Annotated in this window: 21 protein-coding genes and 3 pseudogenes; 20 read left to right on the forward strand and 4 right to left on the reverse strand. The window is 61.6% G+C overall.

Annotated elements, in window-relative coordinates:
* Positions 1-12 precede the first annotated feature (12 nt).
* From virB11 to E5790_RS17910, 19 genes and pseudogenes are all read left to right on the forward strand, one after another.
* Positions 13-1,056, forward strand: a complete 1,044-nt coding sequence (gene virB11, locus E5790_RS17820; protein ID WP_069118280.1) for a P-type DNA transfer ATPase VirB11 — start codon at positions 13-15, stop codon at positions 1,054-1,056.
* 15 nt (positions 1,057-1,071) lie between these two features.
* Positions 1,072-1,536: pseudogene (locus E5790_RS22205) on the forward strand (lytic transglycosylase domain-containing protein); the annotation flags it as partial.
* A gap of 637 nt (positions 1,537-2,173) precedes the next feature.
* Positions 2,174-2,524 carry a TrbC/VirB2 family protein gene (locus E5790_RS17830; RefSeq protein ID WP_229653778.1) on the forward strand — a complete coding sequence of 117 codons (351 nt, stop codon included), beginning with the start codon at positions 2,174-2,176 and terminating at the stop codon, positions 2,522-2,524.
* Positions 2,517-2,825, forward strand: a complete 309-nt coding sequence (locus E5790_RS17835; protein WP_019660289.1) for a VirB3 family type IV secretion system protein — start codon at positions 2,517-2,519, stop codon at positions 2,823-2,825. The genes E5790_RS17830 and E5790_RS17835 overlap by 8 nt, the downstream gene beginning before the upstream one ends.
* An 81-nt stretch (positions 2,826-2,906) precedes the next feature.
* Positions 2,907-5,354 (forward strand): VirB4 family type IV secretion/conjugal transfer ATPase, encoded by a 2,448-nt coding sequence (locus E5790_RS17840; RefSeq protein ID WP_069118278.1) that lies wholly within the window; start codon positions 2,907-2,909, stop codon positions 5,352-5,354.
* A gap of 52 nt (positions 5,355-5,406) precedes the next feature.
* Positions 5,407-6,222, forward strand: a complete 816-nt coding sequence (locus E5790_RS17845; protein ID WP_053091844.1) for a hypothetical protein — start codon at positions 5,407-5,409, stop codon at positions 6,220-6,222.
* Positions 6,223-6,305: 83 nt separating this feature from the next.
* The gene (locus E5790_RS17850) at positions 6,306-7,448 is read left to right on the forward strand and encodes a type IV secretion system protein (protein ID WP_111205489.1); all 1,143 of its coding nucleotides are present in this window, start codon (positions 6,306-6,308) and stop codon (positions 7,446-7,448) included.
* A 315-nt stretch (positions 7,449-7,763) separates the two neighbouring features.
* Positions 7,764-8,036 (forward strand): DUF4189 domain-containing protein, encoded by a 273-nt coding sequence (locus E5790_RS22110; protein WP_229301244.1) that lies wholly within the window; start codon positions 7,764-7,766, stop codon positions 8,034-8,036.
* Positions 8,037-8,147: 111 nt separating this feature from the next.
* Positions 8,148-9,230 carry a type IV secretion system protein gene (locus tag E5790_RS17860; RefSeq protein ID WP_229653777.1) on the forward strand — a complete coding sequence of 361 codons (1,083 nt, stop codon included), beginning with the start codon at positions 8,148-8,150 and terminating at the stop codon, positions 9,228-9,230.
* 261 nt (positions 9,231-9,491) lie between these two features.
* Complete coding sequence (locus E5790_RS22115; protein WP_229301551.1) at positions 9,492-9,779, forward strand: DUF4189 domain-containing protein; 288 nt, start codon at positions 9,492-9,494, stop codon at positions 9,777-9,779.
* 179 nt (positions 9,780-9,958) lie between these two features.
* Positions 9,959-10,662, forward strand: a pseudogene (locus E5790_RS17870) (type IV secretion system protein); the annotation flags it as partial.
* Between the two features lie 834 nt (positions 10,663-11,496).
* Positions 11,497-11,895 (forward strand): annotated as a pseudogene (locus tag E5790_RS17880) (type IV secretion system protein); the annotation flags it as partial.
* A 182-nt stretch (positions 11,896-12,077) separates the two neighbouring features.
* The gene (locus tag E5790_RS17885) at positions 12,078-12,578 is read left to right on the forward strand and encodes a DUF4189 domain-containing protein (protein ID WP_080355775.1); all 501 of its coding nucleotides are present in this window, start codon (positions 12,078-12,080) and stop codon (positions 12,576-12,578) included.
* A gap of 324 nt (positions 12,579-12,902) precedes the next feature.
* Positions 12,903-13,391 carry a DUF4189 domain-containing protein gene (locus E5790_RS17890; RefSeq protein WP_229653776.1) on the forward strand — a complete coding sequence of 163 codons (489 nt, stop codon included), beginning with the start codon at positions 12,903-12,905 and terminating at the stop codon, positions 13,389-13,391.
* Between the two features lie 269 nt (positions 13,392-13,660).
* Positions 13,661-13,828 carry a hypothetical protein gene (locus tag E5790_RS22210; protein WP_321186030.1) on the forward strand — a complete coding sequence of 56 codons (168 nt, stop codon included), beginning with the start codon at positions 13,661-13,663 and terminating at the stop codon, positions 13,826-13,828.
* 36 nt (positions 13,829-13,864) lie between these two features.
* On the forward strand, positions 13,865-14,818 hold the full coding sequence (locus tag E5790_RS22215; RefSeq protein ID WP_343182306.1) for a hypothetical protein: 954 nt from the start codon (positions 13,865-13,867) through the stop codon (positions 14,816-14,818).
* A 490-nt stretch (positions 14,819-15,308) separates the two neighbouring features.
* Positions 15,309-15,845, forward strand: coding sequence for a hypothetical protein (locus E5790_RS17900; RefSeq protein ID WP_069118276.1), 537 nt, complete (start codon positions 15,309-15,311; stop codon positions 15,843-15,845).
* Positions 15,846-15,902: 57 nt separating this feature from the next.
* Complete coding sequence (locus tag E5790_RS17905) at positions 15,903-16,910, forward strand: XVIPCD domain-containing protein (protein ID WP_075075582.1); 1,008 nt, start codon at positions 15,903-15,905, stop codon at positions 16,908-16,910.
* 519 nt (positions 16,911-17,429) lie between these two features.
* Complete coding sequence (locus E5790_RS17910; RefSeq protein ID WP_229653709.1) at positions 17,430-18,278, forward strand: hypothetical protein; 849 nt, start codon at positions 17,430-17,432, stop codon at positions 18,276-18,278.
* 54 nt (positions 18,279-18,332) lie between these two features.
* Here the strand turns inward: E5790_RS17910 and E5790_RS17915 are convergent, their stop codons facing one another.
* The 3 genes from E5790_RS17915 to E5790_RS17925 are packed head-to-tail and all read right to left on the reverse strand — an operon-like array spanning position 18,333 to position 21,011.
* On the reverse strand, positions 18,333-19,661 hold the full coding sequence (locus tag E5790_RS17915) for an XVIPCD domain-containing protein (protein WP_111205485.1): 1,329 nt from the start codon (positions 19,659-19,661) through the stop codon (positions 18,333-18,335).
* Positions 19,658-20,311 (reverse strand): hypothetical protein, encoded by a 654-nt coding sequence (locus E5790_RS17920; protein ID WP_014647564.1) that lies wholly within the window; start codon positions 20,309-20,311, stop codon positions 19,658-19,660. The genes E5790_RS17915 and E5790_RS17920 overlap by 4 nt, the downstream gene beginning before the upstream one ends.
* A 43-nt stretch (positions 20,312-20,354) precedes the next feature.
* The gene (locus tag E5790_RS17925) at positions 20,355-21,011 is read right to left on the reverse strand and encodes a hypothetical protein (protein ID WP_229653708.1); all 657 of its coding nucleotides are present in this window, start codon (positions 21,009-21,011) and stop codon (positions 20,355-20,357) included.
* Between the two features lie 258 nt (positions 21,012-21,269).
* On the opposite strand from E5790_RS17925, the gene E5790_RS17930 reads away from it, so the two are divergent.
* Entirely contained in the window at positions 21,270-21,776 is a 507-nt protein-coding gene (locus E5790_RS17930; protein WP_111205492.1) for an N-acetyltransferase, read from the forward strand.
* A 33-nt stretch (positions 21,777-21,809) separates the two neighbouring features.
* On the opposite strand, the gene E5790_RS17935 is transcribed toward E5790_RS17930, so the two are convergent.
* Entirely contained in the window at positions 21,810-22,247 is a 438-nt protein-coding gene (locus tag E5790_RS17935) for an acetyltransferase (protein WP_111205483.1), read from the reverse strand.
* Positions 22,248-22,288: the final 41 nt, after the last annotated feature.

The following is a 22,288-nucleotide window of genomic DNA, read 5'->3' on the forward strand; positions in this document are numbered from 1 at the left end:
CAACGAACGATCATGGACGCCGAAGTGTCACCCCTCGCCCTCGTCTCCAGCGATTTCCTGCGCTATCAGTACGAAGTGCTGGGCATCGCCGAGTACATGACGTCTCCGGAAGTGACGGAAATCTGCATCAACCGTCCCGGCGAGCTGTACCTGGAAACCCGGGCGGGGTGGCAGCGGGTGGACGTGCCGAGCCTGACCTTCGAGCGGGCCCGGCAGTTCTGCACGGCGGTGGTGAACGAGAGCAACACCGGCCAGCGCATCACCGATGCCGATCCGGTCGTGTCGCTCACGTTCCCCACCGGCCAGCGTGCGCAGTTCGTGATTCCGCCGGCATGTGATGCAGGGAAGGTGTCGATCACCATCCGTCTGCCGTCCAAGCACACCAAGTCGCTCAGCCAGTATCACGAAGATGGCTTCTTCAACCAGATCCTGGAGAGTGATGGCAGCATCAGCGAGCAGGATCGCGAGCTGCTGGAGCTGCGCCATTCGCGCGAGTACGCCGAGTTCTTCCGGCGTGCGGTGATGTACCGCAAGAACATCGTGGTATCCGGTGCGACCGGTAGCGGCAAGACCACCTTCATGAAGGCGCTGGTCAACCATATCCCGGACAGCGAGCGCCTGGTCACGATCGAGGACGCGCGCGAACTGTTCCTGACCCAGCCCAACGTCGTGCACCTGTTGTATTCCAAGGGTGGACAAAGCACCAGCAATGTCAGCGCCAAGAGCTGCATGGAAGCCTGCCTGCGCATGAAGCCCGAACGCATCATCCTGGCCGAGCTGCGCGGTGACGAGGCGTTCTACTTCATCCGCAACTGCGCGTCCGGTCATCCGGGTTCGATCACCAGCTGCCATGCGGGCAGCCCGGAGCAGACCTGGGACCAGTTGGCGCTGATGGTGAAGGCCTCGACCGAAGGTTCGGGCCTGGAATTCAACGTGATCAAGCGACTGTTGATGATGACCATCGACATCGTCGTGCATATCAAGGCGCATGCCGGCTCGCGCTACATCACCGGCATCGACTTCAATCCTGGGCGTGCCCAGGGGCAGGGGGGCTGAAGGATGCTGCCAGGACTGGAAATGATGGCGTGCCCGGAGATGGCCGTGTCGATGGATGTGATGCAGCACGTCATCAACGTCGAATCGTCGCGCAATCCCTACGCGATCGGCGTGGTTGGCGGTGCACTGGTGCGCCAGCCCAAGGCCTTGGATGAAGCACTGGCGACGGTGCGCATGCTGGAAGAGAAGGGCTACAACTTCTCGATCGGGCTGGCCCAGGTCAATCGCTACAACCTGGGCAAGTACGGCCTGGATTCCTACGAGAAGGCCTTCCAGCAGTGCCCGAACCTGCAGGCCGGTTCGCGCATCCTCGCCGAGTGCTACAAGCGCTCCGGTGGTGACTGGGGCAAGTCGTTCAGCTGCTACTACTCGGGCAACTTCGAGACCGGCTTCCGTCATGGCTACGTGCAGAAGATCTACGACTCGATCCGCCGCGGGCAGCAGGTCGCCAGTAATGGTGTCGCACCGATCGACGTGGTCAGTCGGGGGGAGCGCCGCGCGGTGAAGGTCGAGCATCACCCGCAGCTGCCTTCGCCGGCGCAGGCGCGCATCGTTGCTCAATCCAATGGCCCCGTGTACGTGCCGTCGGAAGATCCCGCACGCGCCTATGTCGTGTACCCGTCCACCGGGGCGATGGCGCGGGGCAGCCTCCTGAACATCGCCGACCAGGCACTGTCCAAGGTGGTACTGGGTTCGGTGGATCGGATGATGCAGCCGCAGGCGCAGCCGGCCCAGGCGGGCGCTTATCCGCAGCAGCAGGCCGGCGGCATGCCGCAGCAGCTGCCTCAGCAGGGTGCTGCACAGGCGATGGCCATGCCGCAGCAGTTGCCAGGCGCTGCCGGCGCCGGCAATGAGGGGCCAGTGATGCTGCGGCCCTGGAGCGAGCGCAACCAGCCTGTCGCCGGTGGCGACAATTCATTCAACGCACCGGTGCAGGCTGCGCCGGTGCAGCAGATTCCCGCAGGGGATGCGGCCTTCGTGTTCTGACGAAGTCGTGGTGCGGCCAGTCCCCCGGCTGGCCGATTCAGTTGTGTTAGTCCATCAACAAGGAAATCAATCCATGAAGCGATCCAATCTCGACCTCGTCCAGGCCCAGCGCACGCTGAAGACCCTGCTGATGGCCACGATCTTCGTTGGCGCACTGTTCGCCCCGCAGGTGTTCGCAACCGGCACCGACTTCGGCGGCACCGACAAGAAGGTCTGCGGTTTCTTCTCCAACATCAACGGCCTGCTGAACATGGCCTCGATCGCCGTCGTGACCATTGCGGTGATCTTCGCCGGCTACCAGATCGCCTTCGCGCACAAGCGCATCGGTGACGTCGCGCCGATCCTGATCGGTGGCGTGCTGATCGGTGCCGCCGGCCAGATTGCGCGCATGCTGCTGGGCGAGGGTAGCGACGGCAAGTGCGGTGGTGGCACCAGCACCTCCTACCTGATCAACCACGTGATCCAGTACTACAGTGCATAAGAACGTCGTGTTCCGCGGCTGCACGCGCCCAGCGATGTTCCTGGGTGTCCCCTACCTGCCATTTTTCATGGTGGCAGGTGGGTTGCTGCTGCTCAGCATGTACACGAACTTCTGGTTCCTGCTCACCATTCCGGTGGCGGTCTTCATCATGCGGCAGATGGCCAAGCGTGACGAAATGATCTTCCGCCTGTTGGGCCTGCGCCTGATGTTCAAGCTGAAAGTCCGCAACGTGCAGGAACACGATGGCATGTGGGTATTCAACCCCAACCATTACCGCGACAAGCCGGCCCGAATGGATTGAGGTCCGGATCCGGCCTGGCGGGCGTCTGCGCCCGCCGGGTCTTTTGTAACTCCTTGGCACTACCTCTTTGGAAGCAGTCGTATGTTCAGCCCTGACACCTCCATCAGTGAGTTCATTCCGTTGTCGTCGCATGTCGCTCCGAACGTGGTCAAGACCACGGGCGGCGATTACCTGCTGACCTGGCATCTGGAAGGGCTGCCGTTCGTCGGCCGCGAGGAGTGGGAGCTCGAACATCGCCACAACACGTTCAACCGCCTGCTGCAGACGCTGCGCGCGCCGGATTTCGTCAACGTCGCCTTCTGGGTGCACGACATCCGTCGTCGCCGCACCCTGAAGGGCAAGAGCAACTACAAGCAGCGCTTCAACCAGGATGTGTCCGATCAGTACATGGGCATGTTGTCCTCACAGCGCATCATGCAGAACGAGCTGTACCTGACCATGATCTACCGCCCCGTGGTGGCGGGTAAGCGCTTCGTAGAGAAGTCGGCGAACGTGGACAAGCTGCGCGCCGAGCAGGAGCAGGCGGTCGAAAAGCTGATGGAGCTGGCCGGCAACGTCGAGGCCGTCATCCGGGACTATGCGCCATACCGCCTGGGAATGTACGAGGCCAAGAACGGCGTGGTGTTCTCGGAAACGCTGGAGCTGTTCGGTTACCTGATCAATCGCATCGACGAGCCGGTGCCGGTGCTGTCGGCACCGATCAAGGACTACCTGCCTGTCAGCCGCCATATGTTCTCGGCCAAGACCGGCGATTTCGCGATCAATACCCCCAATGGTGCCAACCACTTCGGCGCCATTCTGAACATCAAGGAGTATGCCGAGGGCACTTACCCGGGCATCCTCAACGGCCTGAAGTACCTCGACTACGAGTACGTCATCACCCATTCGTTCAGCCCGATGGGGCGGCAGGACGCGCTGAAGGTGCTCGATCGCACCAAGGGCATGATGATCTCCTCCGGCGACAAGGCGGTCAGCCAGATCGTCGAGCTCGACCAGGCCATGGATCAGCTGTCGTCCGGCAACTTCGTGCTGGGTGAATACCACTTCATCATGGCGGTCTACGGTGACACCCAGGCCAAGCTGTCGCAGAACGTCGCATCGACCCGCGCCGAGCTGTCCAACGCCGGCTTCGTGTCGACCAAGGAAGACCTTGCGGTCACCTCGTCCTTCTATTCGCAGCTGCCGGGCAACTGGCGCTATCGTACCCGCCTGGCCAATGTCAGCTCGCTGAACTTCCTGGGCCTGTCGCCGCTGCACAACTTCGCCACCGGCAAGCAGCACAACAACCCGTGGGGCGACTGCGTCACCACGCTGCAGACCACCAACGGCCAGCCGTACTACTTCAATTTCCACGCGACCCATCCGTCGGAAAACTCGCTGGGGGAGAAGGCGATCGCCAATACCATGGTGATTGGTAAGTCCGGTACCGGTAAGACCGCGCTGATCAACTTCCTGCTCAGCCAGGTTCAGAAGTACGAGCCGTCACCGACCATCTTCTTCTTCGACAAGGATCGTGGTGCGGAGATCTTCGTGCGCGCCTGCGGTGGCAACTATCTGGCCCTGGAGAACGGCGCGCCGACCGGTTTCAACCCGTTCCAGTGCGAGAACAACGAAGCCAACGTGCAGTTCCTGGCCGACCTGATCAAGGTGCTGGCCGGCAAGCGTGAGTACAGTGCGCGCGAGGAAGAGGACATCTACCGCGCAGTGGAAAGCATGCTCGATACGCCGATGCACCTGCGCAGCATGACCAACTTCCAGAAGAGCTTGCCCAACATGGGCGACGATGGGCTCTACGCGCGCATGCGCCGCTGGACCTCGGGCAATTCGCTGGGCTGGGTATTCGACAATCCGGTCGACACCGTTGATCTGAGCAAGGCCAACATCATCGGCTTCGACTACACCGACATCATCGACAACCCCGAAGTGCGCGTGCCGGTCATCAACTACCTGCTGCACCGCCTGGAGTCGCTGATCGATGGTCGTCCGCTGATCTACGTGATGGACGAATTCTGGAAGATCCTGGATGGCGAAGGTGGCCTGAAGGAGTTCGCGAAGAACAAGCAGAAGACCATTCGTAAGCAGAATGGCCTGGGCATCTTCGCGACGCAGAGCCCGGAGGACGCGCTGAAGAGCGACATCTCGGCAGCGCTGATCGAGCAGACTGCCACGTTGATCCTGCTGCCGAACCCGAACGCCAGCAAGAGCGACTACATGGACGGCCTGAAGCTGACCGAGGCCGAGTTCAAGGTGGTCACTGCCCTGGACGAGCGCTCGCGCTGCTTCCTGGTCAAGCAGGGTCACGCGTCCAGCGTGTGCCAGCTCAACCTGCGCGGCATGGATGACATTCTGTCGGTGATCTCGGCGTCCACTGACAACATCGACATCATGCATCGGGTATTGCAGACAGCTGCGGTACGCGCACGGGTGACGGTGGATGAGCTGACGCCGGAACAGTGGCTTGAAGATTTCTACAAGAATCGAAAGGGCTCGGGCAAGGCGGCTGTCGCAGCGCGCGACACTGTTACCTGATCCGCGAGACGGCCTGCCCGAAGACTACGAGTTCCGATCAATGGAGACTGATATGAACAATACCAAGCAAGCTTCCTCGCCCCGCCGCCGCGCGCCCCGTCTTGCAGCGATGACCGTGGCAGCCATGATGGCGCTCGGCACCGGCAATGTCAGCGCCTGGATTCCCGTGCAGGAGACCGGTACCAGCCTCATCCAGCACCTGCTCAATCAGATCAACACCTACAAGACCGAGGCGACCGTCTACGCGGCCAAAGCGCAGGACGCGGCCGAGTACGTCGAGCAGAACACCCGCTGGATCCGCACGCTGGAGCAGTATCGCCAGGCGCTGATCCAGGTGCAGGCGGCGGTGAACAGCTTCGGCATGCCCGACAGCGCGCCGCTGGTGCCGGTGGCACCGAACTATCTGGTTGCCGAAACCTGCGGCAAGGCGCTGGACTTCAGCCTGGAGTCCGCCTTCAAGGTGTTCGTGTTCAATCCGCAGGCGGATGTGAAGGAGCAGCAGATGCAGATCTGCGTCAACATCCGGATGATGCAGAACCGCAAGTACAACGACGCGATCGATTTCCTGACCCAGACCGTTCCGCGCATCAACAACTCCTTGACCCGCATCCTCAAGATCCGCCTGACCAACAACGATCAGGGCACCGTGCAGGGTGCCGACAGCGAATCGCTCCGCACCGCCAATGACATTGCCGCACTTGCCCAGAGCTGGGAAGCACGGATGAAATCCTATGATGCCTATATCGAGGTCATGGAGGCCAACCAGAAGGTGGTGGCGCAGGCCGCATTGAAGGGGGACCCGACCAAGCAGCTGATCAGCGACATGGTCAAGACCACCGCACTGAAGGCCGCGCTCAGCGTCAAGTGATCGCAGGCCGCTAATACGTAGACATGCGCTGCAAAGCAATGCGGCATTTCATGCAGTAACGGAATTACCAAGGGATTGTGGAAATGACGATCAGGTGGCTGGCCAACTTTGATTTCTCAGGCGGATTGCAGGATCTGCTGGGCTACGCTGTGCGTGTCCAGTCGATCGGCGATTTCGTCTTCTTCAAGCTGATCATGGATTACCTGCGCGACAGGATCAGTGACTACGGCATCGACCTGATGGGGCGCATGATGTCCTGGGTCGGTGGCATTGCCCTGGTGCTGATGACGCTGTGGGTACTGATCCAGGGCTTCCGGATCGTCACCGGCCGCAGTCGCGACTCCATGATGGTGCTGGTGACCAACATGGCGCGCGCGGCGTTGATTGTGAGTGTTGCCACCAGCATGGCGATGTTCGGCAGCAACCTGCAGAAATTCCTCAACGAGGACGTCAAAGGCCTGATCACCCACGTGGTGACCGGCAAGGACCAGCAGCCGGAAGACCAGATCGACAAGAGCCTGGCGTGGATGCAGGTGGCGCTGTCGAGCATTGATGGCATCAAGATCCTGAATGATCCAGGGTTGCAGGCGGACAAGACGCGGGCGCTGTGGTTCATCGGCATGGGCACGGGCGGTCCGGCCGTCACCGCTGGTGCGATGTTGCTGCTCTACGAGGTCGCGCTGGCGCTGTTCATCGGCCTGGGTCCCTTGTTCATTCTGTGTCTGTTGTTCGACCAGACCAAGCAGCTGTTCCAGCGATGGCTGTTCTACGGCATCGGCACGATGTTCTCGATGGCGGTACTGGCAGCGATGGTATCGATCGCGCTGGACATGGTGATCCGTGTCTCGACCGCGTTCTGGTCCACCGCCCTGGTCAACAAGTTCCTGCTCGAAGGCGCCTCCAGCGACGGCATGACCAGCCAGGCGATGCAGCAGGGCGGCATGGGCCTGATTCTCACGACCCTGATCCTGACCGCTCCCCCAATGGCAGCGATGTTCTTCCAGGGCACGCTGGGTAGCTTCATGGCATATTCGCAGATAGGCGGCAGCCCGGTTGCTGCTGCGCCGGGACCTAATGGACAGCCGCCGGGTAGTTACAAGCCTACTGATCCCACGAGTACCGAGAGGCGCGCAGAGAGCAGTCAGTTGACGATGCCGAAGGTGGCGCCAAGTCATGATGCGCCGAGCCACACTCCCGGAGCGCTTGGAAATGCGCCCACTCGTTGACTGAAAGCGGAAGCGTTTCCGCAGAAATTGGAGAGTCGTCATATCATGCGCATGTATCCGTTCATTTTGTTGGCATCGTTTGGTGTTCTTGGCGCCTTTCTTCCAAATCTTGGTCGTGCAGAGGGCGGAAGTTGCCCTCCGGGCTTCTACCCAATTGGGGGGCAGGGCGCGAGCGGCTGCGCTCCAATTCCTGGCGGCGCTGCTGGATCAGGTGACCAGATACCCTTGCCGCCTCGGCCCACGGGCGAATGGATCAGCACTTGGGGAGCGATAGCGACCTCTCTTGCTACTTCCGAGGTGGGAATGGTCTCAGATATGCGATCTGCAGAGCTTGCTGCTTCTGAAGCCATGCGGCGGTGCGCTGGTGGTGGAGCACGGGATTGCAAGGTTACGGTATCCTACTCAAACCAATGCGTGGCATGGTTAGTTCCATCTGCTGATTTACCTGGAGCCCAATCTGCGGTTGGCCGTGCTCCAAAAAAGAGGATTGCGATTGCAGAAGCGCAGAGAAAGTGCGTGGATCCGAGTGGCAAAAAGTGCACCGTTTTTTACGCTGATTGCTCCGAGCCAGTTTTTCGAAAATTTTGAAAGTTGAGTTGACTCAATTGAAGTCTGTCCAACGGCGCCACGTTCGTGATCAGGCTCAATGCATGTGCGTTGGCTGGATGCTTATCTCAAAACGCCATGTGGGTCTGATCGATCGGGGACCTCGTGTTCTTCCGGTCGATCCTGTCGTATCCGCGCAAGAGGATTGACGAGTTCGGCATCGAATTGCTCGGCAACATGATGGCGTGGGTCGATAGCATCGCCCTGATACTGATGACCCTGTGGGTGCTGATTCAGGGCTTCCGGATCGTCACCGGCCGCAGCCGCGACTCCATGATGGTGCTGGTGACCAACATGGCGCGCGCGGCGTTGATTGTGAGCGTTGCCAGCAGCATGGCGATGTTCGGCAGCAACCTGCAGAAATTCCTCAACGAGGACGTCAAAGGCCTGATCACCCACGTGGTGACCGGCAAGGACCAGCAGCCGGAAGACCAGATCGACAAGAGCCTGGCGTGGATGCAGGTGGCACTGTCGAGCATTGATGGCATCAAGATTCTGAATGATCCAGGGTTGCAGGCGGACAAGACGCGGGCGCTGTGGTTCATCGGCCTGGGCACGGGCGGCCCGGCGGTCACCGCTGGTGCGATGTTGTTGCTCTACGAGGTCGCGCTGGCGCTGTTCATCGGCCTGGGTCCCTTGTTCATTCTGTGTCTGCTGTTCGACCAGACCAAGCAGCTGTTCCAGCGATGGCTGTTCTACGGCATCGGCACGATGTTCTCGATGGCGGTACTGGCAGCGATGGTATCGATCGCGCTGGACATGGTGATCCGTGTCTCGACCGCGTTCTGGTCCACCGCCCTGGTCAACAAGTTCCTGCTCGAAGGCGCCTCCAGCGACGGCATGACCAGCCAGGCGATGCAGCAGGGCGGCATGGGCCTGATTCTCACGACCCTGATCCTGACCGCTCCCCCAATGGCAGCGATGTTCTTCCAGGGCACGCTGGGTAGCTTCATGGCATATTCGCAGATAGGCGGCAGCCCGGTTGCTGCTGCGCCGGGCCCGAATGGGCAGCCGCCGGGTAGCTACTACACGCCGGCCGCTCCGGAGAAGGGGCAGTCCGGCCAAGACAGTGGTGCGCATGATCGACATGCGACCGCACGTTCAACCCTTCCGTCGTCGGAATCCTCCAGGGTTGCCGAAACCGGTCTCAGAGCTGCACATCCCGGCAATCAATAGCCCCCATGCGTACGGAGTAGAAGTGTGAAATACATGTTTCCTCTCATTCTTGTCGGCTTGCTCCTATGTTTGTTTGTGGCGGGTGAGGCGAGAGCGGAAGGGCGTTGTCCGCCAGGGCAGTACCCCATTGGTGGTCAGGGCGTAGGTGGATGCGCACCTATTCCGGGCTCCGGTACCGGTGGCGTCCAGAGCGGCCCCATTGCTACTGGGCGTTGGATCAAGACTTGGGGGGCTATTGCGGGGGCGGCAAGCACGGGCGATATGGGGGCTTCCGTTGGAAGGCGCTCCAAGCGAGAGGCTGTCTCAGAAGCGCTTGCTCGGTGCGCGACACATGGAGCGAAAGACTGCAAGATCGATACAACGTACAAGAACCAGTGCGTCGCATATGCTGACCCTGAGCCGGGCAGTAAGGGAATAGTTTCTATTTCAGTCGCCGGCTCAAGAGAGGACGCGACCAGTCGGGTTCTCTCCTACTGCGCGAAGAACGGTGGAGGGCAGTGCAAGGTGTTGTACACGGATTGTGCTGAGCCAATATTTGAATCTTTCTAAGCTATGCCAGTCGAATCATGGACGGGATCCTTGAATCGGCCTTTGCATGTTGGGAATGGCCTGCTGAAGAGCAGGCCATCTCATTTGTGGGTGAGCTGGAACGGCCGATCTAGGTGGTAATGTTGAGTGTGTGACCTTGCCCCTGAATTTCGTATCCCATAGCCGGGACCAGGAAGCGGATGCAGGTGGCGCTGTCGAGCATTGATGGCATCAAGATCCTGAATGATCCAGGGTTGCAGGCGGACAAGACGCGGGCGCTTTGGTTCATCGGCATGGGCACGGGCGGTCCGGCCGTCACCGCTGGTGCGATGTTGCTGCTCTACGAGGTCGCGCTGGCGCTGTTCATCGGCCTGGGTCCCTTGTTCATTCTGTGTCTGCTGTTCGACCAGACCAAGCAGCTGTTCCAGCGATGGCTGTTCTACGGCATCGGCACGATGTTCTCGATGGCGGTACTGGTAGCGATGGTATCGATCGCGCTGGACATGGTGATCCGTATCTCGACCGCGTTCTGGTCCACCGCCCTGGTCAACAAGTTCCTGCTCGAGGGCGCCTCCAGCGACGGCATGACCAGCCAGGCGATGCAGCAGGGCGGCATGGGATTGATCCTGACGACCTTCTGACTGCGCCCCCAGTGGCGGCCATGTTCTTCCAGGGCACGCTGGGTAGCTTCATGGCATATTCGCAGATAGGTGGCAGCCCGGTGGCACAGGCGCCGGGGCCAAGTGGGCAGCCACCGGGTAGCTACTATGCGCCGGCCCAGACAAAGGATCATTCCAGTGCTCCATCGGTCAGTTCCGGCCATGGCGCGACTTCTGGTTACGGTATCGGGCGCTCAGGTGAGGTCAAGAAACATACTGGAAAGTATGGGCAGGTGGGCGCCTGAGCGTGGATTGACAGTGTCGAATGATAAAGGTGTGCGTATGAAGTGCATTGTCGTACTTTTGCTGCTCGTTATTTCTAATGTGGCGTTGGCAGAAGGACGTTGCCCCCCAGGGCAGTACCCCGTGGGAGGTCAGGGTGTAGGAGGTTGTGCGCCAATTCCCGGTGGTCAAGCTGGTGGTGAGAGCAGTGGCCCCATGCCGACCGGTAAATGGGAAACCCGATGGGGTGCTTTGGCGCAAGACACAGACCATCAAGTCGGCCAGAATTTGGCGATTGGTGTGGCAGAGGTTAAAAAAACAAAGAGAGAAGCTAGGTCCCTCGCGCTTTCTGAATGTCAGCGCATGGGGGGGCAGAAGTGTAAAGTTATTCTTGAGTATCACAATCAATGCGCCGCGCTAGCTGGCCCGGTGATTGGTTCAGTACCCCTCGTCGACGTGAAAACTGTGGCGTATCGATCACCTAATGAAGAAGATGCGAAGGTGGAATCAGTGCGCCGTTGTGAGTCCGAGGGTAAGGGTCGCAGTTGTACTGTTATCTACTCTGCCTGCAGCATGTCTGAGTTTAAGCCATTCCGCTGATGTGAATCCTGGCGTTGGGTTGATGTTGTGAATAATGACATTTTGTTTGTTGTTTTAGAGGGTGGCCTGCTGAGAAGTGGGTCGCTTCTATTTTTCGCTTGAGACGTCTACTTTGCACTAAGGTTGGGTGTCGCTGTTCACAGGTTTAGTCTACGTGAGAGTGTCGAGCGCTCTTGGAGAGCAAGCTTCGGTCTGAAATTCATTTGCCTGCTGGCTTATAGCTGCAATACTGATTTCATTGGCATGGGGTGACGTTAGTACTTTATCTATTGTTCGATCAGGCCAAACAGTTGTTCCAGCGATGGCTCTTCTACGGAATCGGGACCATGTTCTCGATGGCGGTGCTGTCGGCAATGGTGTCCATTGCATTGGATATGGTGATCCGTGTGTCTTCCTCGTTCTGGGCGACGGCGCTGCTGAACAGGTTCCTGCTTGACGGGGCTTCCAGCGACGGTATGACCAGTCAGGCGATGCAGCAGGGCGGCATGGGCCTGATTCTGACGACCTTGATTCCGACTGCGCCCCCAATGGCAGCCATGTTCTTCCAAGGCACGCTGGGTAGCTTCATGGCATATTCGCAGATAGGTGGATCCCCGGCAGCTCAGCCAGGTCCGCAGGGTCAGCCGCCGGGCTCCTATACGCCGCCGGCGCCGAGCGCTAATGCGGCTCAGACTACGACAACACAGGCTGATGTATCCTCGCGGGTGTCGGGGCAGGGGGCATCTCCAGGCCAATCCGAAATTGATCTAGGTCGTTAGGGTCTGGCAAACAAAGTTAGGTAAGGTGTATTCCTATGATGCAACGTCCTTATAGTGTTGCAATGCTGCGGAAAGTCATTATGGTGCTTGCAATTGGTTGCATTGCACTATTGAGTGTTCCGCTTGTTGCGAGCGCAGAGGGTCGTTGCCCTCCTGGTTCGTATCCCATTGGCGGACAAGGCGTCGGGGGATGTGCGCCAATCGCCAGCGGCGGTGGCGCGCCCCAGGAGGCACGACCAACAGGACGTTGGATCAAAACCTGGGGTGCAATCGCAACGTCCTCAACTGGCGAAGTTGGCGTGGCAATTGAGAAGCTCTCAAAGTCTGATGCAGCCAAGGAAGCAGTTTCTCAATGCGTCAAGTTGGGTGGCCGTGATTGCAAAATGGCGCAGGCTTATAAAAATCAGTGTATTGCGTTGATCTCGCCAACTACATCTGAGCGCGGAGGTTCTGTGATCTCAAGTGCGGAAACCGAGCAGGTCGCTACTCAGTTGGCGATGAAGACCTGCACCACGCGGGGTAGTGCGGGGTGCAGCAAACTGTACAGTGCTTGTACTAAGCCGCTTTTTGAGAGCTTTTAATCGTAGTTGGGGCGAAGAGCGCATCACATGCGGTCAGTCATGGATTGACTTTCGACCAGTTGGTGAATTCAGTGGCCCTACTCAGGAAATTCCTGCAGTCTTCACCAACGTTTGTGGAGGAATGACACGCCGGATAAGCCTTCGACGAGCGGTGGCAGTCAATCGGGCGGTTCGACTTCAGTTGGGAGTAATGTCGTAGTGACGGGCAGTAACTCCACAGTCGGGTCAGGAAATTCGGATACTGGCCGTAAAGGCTTAGCTTTACATTAGGAGCCGGAAATGAAGTCAATTCGTGTCTATTCAGTTGCAGTACTCCTTATGGGTATGGGAGTCATTGCCAGCCTGCCACAGACGGCCAGTGCGGAAGGAAGATGTCCTCCCGGTCAGTATCCAATTGGTGGTCAGGGAGTGGGTGGCTGCGCCCCCATTCCGGGGGGTAACACTGGAACGGTATCGGCGGCGCCAGTTGCAACGGGGCGCTGGATCAAAACTTGGGGCGCCATCGCTTTGGCCAAGGGCGGGGACGTAGGAGTAGCTCTTGGTAAACGAAAGAAGGGAGACGCAGCTTCTGAGTCGCTTGCCAATTGTGGACAGCGTGGGGCAACGGATTGCAAGGTTGTGTTGGCGTTCAATAATCAATGCGCTGCATTCGTATCACCCAGTGACGCAAGGTTTGGTGGCTCTACGTTTGCGCGTGCGGCTTCTGTCGATGCTGCGAGCAAGATGGCTGTGGATGCTTGCGTGAGACAGGGAAGTAACGGTTGCAAGGTCATTTATTCCGGGTGCACCGAGCCAGAGTTTGAGAAATTCTGATTTAGGTTTCGGCTGCTGCTATGGTCGGAAACGACAAGTAGCCGGGATTTGCAGATCGAAGAGCGCCTGTCGTCGATACACGGGGCTACGTCAAACTTCGACTGCATGAATCATCTGAGTGATTCCGGACTTCAGCAGGACAAGGCTCGGGTCATTCGATTAATCGCCCCCGGCACGGGTGGCCCAGCAGTGACTGTGAGTTCAATGTCGCTGCTGTTCAACAAACCAAGCAGCTGTTCCCACGATGGCTGTTCTACGGCATTGGAACCATGTTCTCCATGGCGGTGCTGGCGGCGATGGTCTCGATCGCGCTGGACATGGTGATCCGCGTGTCTGCCTCGTTCTGGATGACGCCGCTTGTGAACAAGTCCCCGCTCATGGGCGCGTCCAGTGACGGTATGACCAGTCAGGCGATGCAGCAGGGCGGCATGGATTGATCCTGACGACCTTGATTCTGACCCTCAATGGCGGCCATGTTCTTCCAGGGCATGCTGGGTGGCTTCGTGGAATATTCGCAGATAGGTGGCAGCCCTGCGGCGGCGCCTGGTCCGAATGGGCAGCCGCCGGGCAGCTATACACCTGCGCAGACGACAAATGCGGCAGAGCAGAACGCGTACCTGAAGCAGTTGCGCCGCAGGAAGCCGGCGAAGCCCGGTGACCCAGTTGCGGGTCCGGAGCCGGTGTGCGAAATCCAGGTCAATACCGTCTACGAGAACGCGACCAAACCGAATCGACTGGTCAGAAAGTACTGGGTGAACTGTTCGCAGAACAGCGTGGCCATCAGGACGAGCCTGATCCAGTGGCGCGATCGGCCAATGGAGAACGTCCCGCCGGATAAGTTCGAACCGCAGGCCGAGGCGATTGCTCCCTGGCAGGTGCAACTGGTGCGGTTTGCCTGTCTAGTTGGGCCTGATCCCAAGGCCAAGGTGCCAGCGGAAATGATGAAGCGTGGCTTCCTTTCCATCGGTGACGTCGGGCAATCGCCTGTGGATTTCATCTGGGCCAGCCTGTGGAAGGACGGCAAACGTCCAGCATTCACCTATCTGCCGAGCGACGCTGAAATGGATCGTACTGTGCGTGGCCTGGAAGCGGCTGTGGCGCGCGGCCAGAGTGAAACCAGCAAAGCTCTGGATGAGTCGCGACGCGCAGCCAACCGGGTGGGTCGTAACAATCTCATGGACCTGTGGATCGGCAAGACAGAGCAGGAATTCGTGCGGACGTGGGGCCCATCGGATCGTGTGGAGAACGGGGCCGATGGTTCGCGCACGTTGTACCTGCATCGTGGCGAGCGTGTGCAGGGATTGAATGCTTATGGGCATGTCGTCAGTGACGTAAACAATCGATGCGATATCACGGTGCTGACGACGGACGGCTACGTCCGCGACTACGCCACACAGGGGGCCGCATGCGCCCAGCAGTTGCGCTGAGCGCGATTGCTGGCCACGACGCGAGGAAGCATGGCTTGTGCTGGGTCCCGCACCCGTCGACTTAAGCGGCGTAGGCTTTCCGTGCAACATCGCCCCGGCCGGACCAGACCGTATGTGGGAATGCGAGCCATACCTGCGGTGCCATCCACCGCGTGTCTGATTGTCGGATAAGCCACCATTCACGTTAACCGCGCTGTTTCTGTGATCAAGTGCGCTTTTCATCCCAAGCACCCTTCGACGAGCGCTGCCTCCTCGAAGTAAGCTGCGTGCGCGTCAAAATCCCGACGCGCCGGTGCCATCGAACACAGGAGCTTTTCCGTCCATGAGGACTGTGTCCCCCCGCGGTGCGGGTGACGCTTGCCACCATCGCGGTTGCCGTGGGCTCGGGGCTATCATCCGCCATGGCGGCCGCAGGGCACGTGCGAGGCATCGCCCCGTTTCCGGCCTCCGCTCGGGAACTGGCAAGACGGGATTGAAGGAGTTGCAGGGGATGGAGAAGGGGAGTGGCACGCACATGGACAATGCCCTGGCGTTCGTTCCGTCCGGCGCGAACCTGCTGGAAGCCGTACGCGGCGATCTGACCGGCAATGGTTTCCAGGACCAGCTCCTGGTGATCGACCAACCTCCTCCGGAGGGCTTGCTGCCCGGCGAGCACGGACCGAACCGGGTCCTGCTGTTGCTGCTGGGCGATGCCACGGGCCGCTGGCAGCTGGCGGCACGCAACGACAAGCTGGTGCCGTGCTCAACGCGCGGTGGCATGGCCGGTGACCCCTTCGCCTACGTGACGATTGAAGACGGCGCGTTCAGCGTGATTACCAACGGCGGCAGCCGCGAACGCTGGAGCAGCGTCTACACCTTCCGGTATGCACCTGCCGAGCAGACGTGCTGGGTGCATGGCGTGCAGCGCAAGGTGGTGGACACCGAAACCGAAGCAACCCACACGCGCGATTTCTCCGCGGCCGAGCTTGGCCGGGTGCGGTTCGAGGATTTCGATCCGTCCGTCGTCGCCGACGTGAGCTTGCCTTGAGTGCCATGCCTGTGAGGAGGCGGGAGTATCCAACGATGATCGAGCAGGAGTTTCACCGTGTCGCAGGATAGGGAGTCGTTGCTGTTGCGGCAGGCCACGGAGGCCGGCATGACTTCGTCCCGGGAACTGGCCAACTTCATGGCGCAGGCCGGGCATGAATCCCGTGGCTTGAGCCGTCTCAACGAGAGTTTCAACTTCACCCGGGGCATCTCGCAGATCCCGGTGGAAGCAGCGTGGCGCAATGGCAACGGCGCGCTTGAGAGCGCCCGCCAGGAGGCGCTGCGTGGGCGGCCGGAGAACCTGGCCGAACTGATGTATGGCGGGCGCATGGGCAATGACGCGCCCGGTGATGCACTGAAGTATCACGGCCGTGGCTATCTGCCGCTGGTCGGCAAGGAGAATTACGAGCGTGCCGGCAAGGCGCTGGACCTGGACCTGGTGAATCAGCCGGAGCTGGCCGCGCAACCCGAGCACGCAGGCCGTATTGCCGTGTGGCAGTGGCAGACGCGGGTGCCGGAAGCGGCGCGCGAGGACGTGCGCGAAGCGACGCGTGCCCTGAATGGCGCGCTCAACGGCATCGAAGCCCGCCAGCAGCGTTTTGACGTGTGGCAGCAGAAGCTGACCCCCGATGTGATGGCGCGCCTGGAGCGTGGCGAAGTGGGGGCGCCTGCCCAGCCCACAACGGGACGCGACATGTCGCAACCGGGCGAGCCGGGATACACGCTGTTCTCGGGAGCGCGCCAGCACCTGCAGCAGATGGGGCCGCAAAGCGGTCTGCGCAGCGTGCAGGAACTGGACAATGCCGCCGGCGCACTGGCGCTGAGCGCGCAGAAGGCGGGGATGTCGCGCATCGATCATCTCCTGGCGGGTAATGACGGTCGCACGCTGTTTGCTGTACAGGGCGCGCTGGGCGATCCGGCCATGCTGCGCGCATCGGTCGATCGCGAACAGGCGGCGCAGCAGCCGCTGGCGCAGAGCAGCCAGCAATTGGCTGCCAATGTCGCCCAGCAGGACCCGGCGGCCGCGCTCGCCCGCGAGCAGGAGCAGCGTTCTCGATCCCTGTAACACCGATGCCGGCGGGCAGGGTGCCCGCTGGCGCTTTACGTACGACGCGTGGCGCCCTGTGGCGCCGACATGGAAACCCACCCGTAAGGACACCACATGCGAATCGTTCCCCCGAATGCCCGCCACGCCGCTGCCCGCTGCAATGCACCCGTGCGTCGCCTGCCGCCGCTCTGGTTGCTGTCACTTGGACTTGCCGCAGCGTCGGCACAAGCCCAGGAGGCAGCGGCGCCCGTCGTGGAGACGCGCCCCGCTGCCGAGGCTACCGTTGAGGCGCCTGCAGGGGCGGCGCCCGTTGCAGCGCCCGCGGCGGCCGACGCCGTTGTCGCGGCGCCGGCTCCCGAAGTACCGGCTGCCGCGACACCCCCTGCGACACCGGTGGTGGACACGCAGCCGGCGCCGGCTGCGGACCCGGCGCCTGCGCCCGTTCCGCCCGCAGCGGCGGCGCCTGTGGCTGCACCGCCTACAGTCGTCGAGTCAGCGGTCCCGGCGGTAGCGCCGGCACCGCCTGCATTGGCCATCGTGCCGTTGCCGCCCGAGCAGGCGACCGAGCGTGCGCTCGGTGCCCGCTGCCCGGTGGATCTGGCCGGGCGGCTGGCGAGCCAGGGCGACCTGCTGATCGGCGCCTGCCAGGGCACCATGCCGGCGCATCTGGCTGCGATGCTGGTCGCGCTGCCCGAGCAGGACATCCACCTGCCGCGCAGCTGGCGCGAGCGTGAGGTGCGGCAGAAGGCCTGGTTCAAGGCGGTGCCGGGCTACGGCCAGCGCCCGGACTTCATCGTGCGGATGGGCGACATCTGGGTGCGCTCGCTGGAAGGGCGCGACGCCGACAGCACGTTCTACCTGGTGTCGGCGCCGTTCACCTGCAGCGACCAGGTCGCCAACCGGGATGAGTACGGCGCGGAGCCGGTCCGCGTGCCAGCGGGTGAATGCCGCGAGGCCCATGTGGCCCAGCGTGTGTACCAGGTCCGCGGGGATGCGGCGCCGAGGGATATAACCACCGATGCCATGCCGGCCATGCCGCAGCAGGCGGAAGCTGATCGTGCGCGCCAGCTCTCGCGTGAGGGACGGATCAGCCTGGACCACAGCAAGTTGCAGTATGGCCCGGCCATGCGCTGGTTCGTGCAGTATCCGGAGTCGGCGCAGAAGGGTGGTCCGCGCGCCTACGGTGACTGGAACCGCGAGCACATCGCGTTCGTGGTCTGGACCGGCGATCGCTTCGAGCTGCGCGACAAAGTCGCGCGGGCGCAGTGGGCCTGTGATCCGGTAGCACCTGGCGATCGCGCCTGTGGTGGATTCCCGGATTCCGGGCCGGATCTGTTCGTGACGGCCGGAGCATCACTGCTGCCGGTGGCGGCCCCCAGCCCCTGAACCAGAGTGCCGATGTACAACGGGAGCCGGAATTACCGGCTCCCGTGCTGTCCATCAGGCCTGCAGGCTGCGGGTCTGATTCTGCTGCTGTTCCAGCTGCTGGTCGCGCTCCAGTGCAAGGCGCTGACCTGCGGCCTGCTGGTCGATGCGCTGGCTGCTCTGTTCCAGCGGTGTGTTCATCGCCACCGCCGTATCCACTGACACGCGAAGGTGGGCCGGGTCACCGCCCTGGCCCTGCACGGCGAAGCTGCGCGAGGCATCGGCATTCATGACCACCTCGTCGATGCGCTTGCCGCCCGCCGCATGCATTTCGGCGGCCAGGCTGCCGGCCAGTTGCGTGCTCATTACGTCCGGTACCCGGCCGACGCGGACGTCCTGCGCGTGCACGCCACGGATCGCGTCGTTGAACAGTGGGTTGCCCACATGGTTGGCGTCGTCCATGCGCAGCATGCTGGTGTGATGGCCGTTCTTCTCCGCTTCGCGGCGTGCCGGCTCACCGGGCTGCAGCGGGCCGCGGATATGGTCGTACAGATCGACGGCGCCGCCCGGAATGCCGCGCGCCGCGCGGGTGACACCACGGCGCAGTGATTCAACGTCGTCGCGGTACTCCTCGATCATCCTGGCGTTGTCTTTTGCCAGCTTCTGCGTTTCCGGGTGTTTCAGCACCGAGCCGTCGCCGAGGAAGTTGCCCAGCTTGTGCGCACCGAACGAGCTGCCTGCGGCGATGATCGGCCGGTCAGGGATCAGGGCGCGCAACGAGTGATTGCTGAAGCCGTTCGCGGCAAGCGTGCTGATTTCATTTGGCCGGGCGTAGATGCGCACCTGGCCGAAGTGCGGCGACGCCGCGCTGACCGGATCGGACGCCATGACATGGTTGATCATGGTGTTGCCGCCTTCCGGGATGCGGTAGCTGAGGCTGACCGCGCCATAGGCGTTGAAGGTCTCGCCCTTGACATTGAAATGGTGCGAGGTGATCTGGGCCAGCGCGCCACCGAGAGAGTGGCCGGTGACGGTGACTTCGGGTGGGCGCTGTCCGAGATCCTGCCCCTCCTTCTTGGCGTAGGCCAGGGCGCGTTGGGTCAGCGCGATGGCGTCCGGTGCCTGGACGTTGGTGCGGGCGACAACCATGCCACCATCGGTCAGGATCGCATCGCGGGCGATCTGTTCGGTGCCGCGATGTGCGACGACAATTTCATTGGTGTCGACTCGCTGGTAGATCGTTCCCTGATAACCGTTCAATCGATTATCAACGTGCTCGAGGATCTTGTACTCATGCCCGTTGATCGCTACGAGCTCTTCCTTGCCGGGAGCGCGTCGACCGACCGCACGGTCCTTGTACACGTCGTCGGAAATACCCGCATAGTCTTGGCTGCTGAGGCTCATTGGCGGACCTCATTGGCTTCAAGTGAAGCCGAGAACAGCGAATTCTGCAGCTCAGGGCGGAACTTGGTGGGGTCTTCTTGGCCGCTTGCGCCGTAGTCAGGAATCTCGTTCACGCGCGGATAGTCCGAACGAGGATAGTGGCGAGTCTCGGTCTCGCCTTTCACGAATGGCGCTGCTTCAATAAATGAAAGGAAACGCGTCTCGCCCTCGGCCCCCGTCGCCTTCAGCATCGCGCCTGCACCGGTGAACTCCCACTTGCAGACACCGCGACCGTAGTAATCCTCATCCAGCATGCGGTCGATGTATACAGTGCCCCGGTACTCGCCATCAGCGACCTTGCGCAGTTCCACCGGTTCCTGGCTGGTAATCCGTGCAGCCGTGCCGGTGGCCGGCTCGATATAGCCACACTGGTCTTCGTTGGTGACGTCGTACTGCGCGACACCTTCGACCACCGCGAAATCGCCCGGGGCGTCCTTCAGGCGCAGCACCAGTTCATAGGCCTTGCGCGGGCTGGGGTTGAGCTTGGCGAGGCCGCGCCCACCCTGGGCGACATCGGCTTCAGCAGCGGCACGTTCCTGGTTCATGGCGGTCTCCGGATGGCAGGCGGTCAACAGAAGTAGAGCAAGGCACGGAATCATCTTGTGGCGCAATGTCGGCCTCCTGGTGTGTAAGGGTGAATGTGGCACTGGCGGCTCATGGCACGAGCTTCTGCACAGTGGTGGTGGTTGAGAACAGCGCATTGCGCAGCTCTTCGCTGTACCCCGACGGAGCTTCCTCGCCACTGGCGCCAAAGTTGGCGACAGTGTCGGCGCGCGGATAGACAAGGTTCGGGTAATAAAGCGTCAGAGGCGAGTCGTACTCCATGCGCTTCTTGTCGATGAACGTCAGGAATCGCGTATCCGCCTTGCTGGTCGTGGCGCGCAACATCGCACCGACACCCGTCAGCGTCCAATGGCAGACGCCACGCCCGTAGTAGTCCTCATCCAGCATACGGTCCAGGTAAAACGTACCGCGGTACTCGTTCTCGCTGACCTTGTGCAGGGTGATGGGCTCCTGGCTGGTGATGCGGCCTGCAGTGCCTGTTGCAGGCACGATCCGTCCACAGTCTGCGTAGTTGATGGCGTCGTACTGGGCCACGCCCTCAACAACGGCGAACGGGCCTGGCGCGCCCTTAAGTGTCAGCACCAGCTCATAGGCCTGCTTCGGCGCCGGGTTGAGTTTGGCCAGGCCGCGTCCACCCGCGGCGACGTCGCGCTCTGCATCGGCGTAGGGCGAGCATGCCGCCAGCAGGACGAGGGCGAGCACTGCCAGCAGCGGCCGTCCCCTGTGTGCGAGGTGCGCTACACCCATGGCCCGATCCTGCATCGTGCGTCCATGTCCGTCTATCCTTCCTGGGTGGCAGGTTTCTCGATTATGGAGCGTGCCGGGAGCCCTGTGCCACCCTTGGAGACGGATTTTTGACGCTCCCGGGGCGCGCCGCCGGCAGATCGCTTGCCGCACAGGGCATCCGATCGTCGCGTTGGCTCTGACGCCGACGCAGGTTCGCAGCTGAATCCGTGACCGGAATCGATCATTCACATGTCCATCACTTCATCAAAGGTGTTGTCCTTGATCTGCACGATCCGCTCTGAAACCCGCGAAGACCACGCTGTCATCCATGCACTCACCGAGGCGGCCTTCCGCGAAGCCCCGCACAGCAGCCACACCGAGCAGTTCATTGTGGATGCGCTGCGTTCGCGTGGAGAGCTGAGTCTTTCGCTGGTCGCCGAGAAGGACGGACAGGTCGTCGGGCACATCGCGCTGTCGCCGGTGACGATCAGCGATGGCAGCACCGGCTGGTTCGGCCTCGGGCCAATCTCGGTACTGCCGGACTGGCAGGGGCAGGGCATCGGTGCGGCGCTGATGCACGCGGCGCTCGGCGCATTGCGTGAGCAGGGGGCACAGGGCTGCGTATTGCTGGGAGAGCCCGCGTATTACGGTCGATTCGGATTCCGCGCCGAGCCGGGCCTGGTGCTGCCGGGTGTGCCGCCAGAGTACTTCCAGGCGCTGTGCCTGCGGCCACCGATGGCGCAGGGAGAGGTGCAGTACTCGCCGGCATTCGAGGCCACGGCCTGATGATCGGGGCGGGCCTCGAACATCCGTCGAATGTCAGCCGTTGTACCGGAGATGGATCAGAGGATACGGGCGGCCCTGCGAATCCAGCGGTGAACGTCCGGTTTCGACGAAGCCCATGCGCTGGTAGAAGCCGACGGCCTGCGCGTTCTGTTCGTTGACGTCGGTACTCAGCTGCGGATGCAGGGCCAGCGCGTGCTGCAGCAACTGCCGGCCGATACCGGTGCCGTGTACGTCCGGATCGATGAACAGCGCTTCCATGTGCGTGCCGTCGATCAGCATGAAGCCAAGGGGGCGGTCCTGAGCGTCGACGGCCACGGTCATCGGAGCCTGCGGCAGGAAGCCGGCGACTTCGGCATCGATGGCCTGGCGGTCGTCGGCGCTGAGGAACTCGTGGGTGGCGTCGACGGCGCGGCGCCAGAGGTCGACGAGGGCGGCGCCGTCGTCGGCGCGCGAGGGACGGAGGGTGGTCATGGGTTCACCAAGGTGCTTGCAAAGAGCGCGTAGTATGGCGC

The organism is Stenotrophomonas sp. PAMC25021, assembly GCF_004795795.1.
In the GTDB taxonomy this organism is placed as follows: domain Bacteria; phylum Pseudomonadota; class Gammaproteobacteria; order Xanthomonadales; family Xanthomonadaceae; genus Stenotrophomonas; species Stenotrophomonas muris.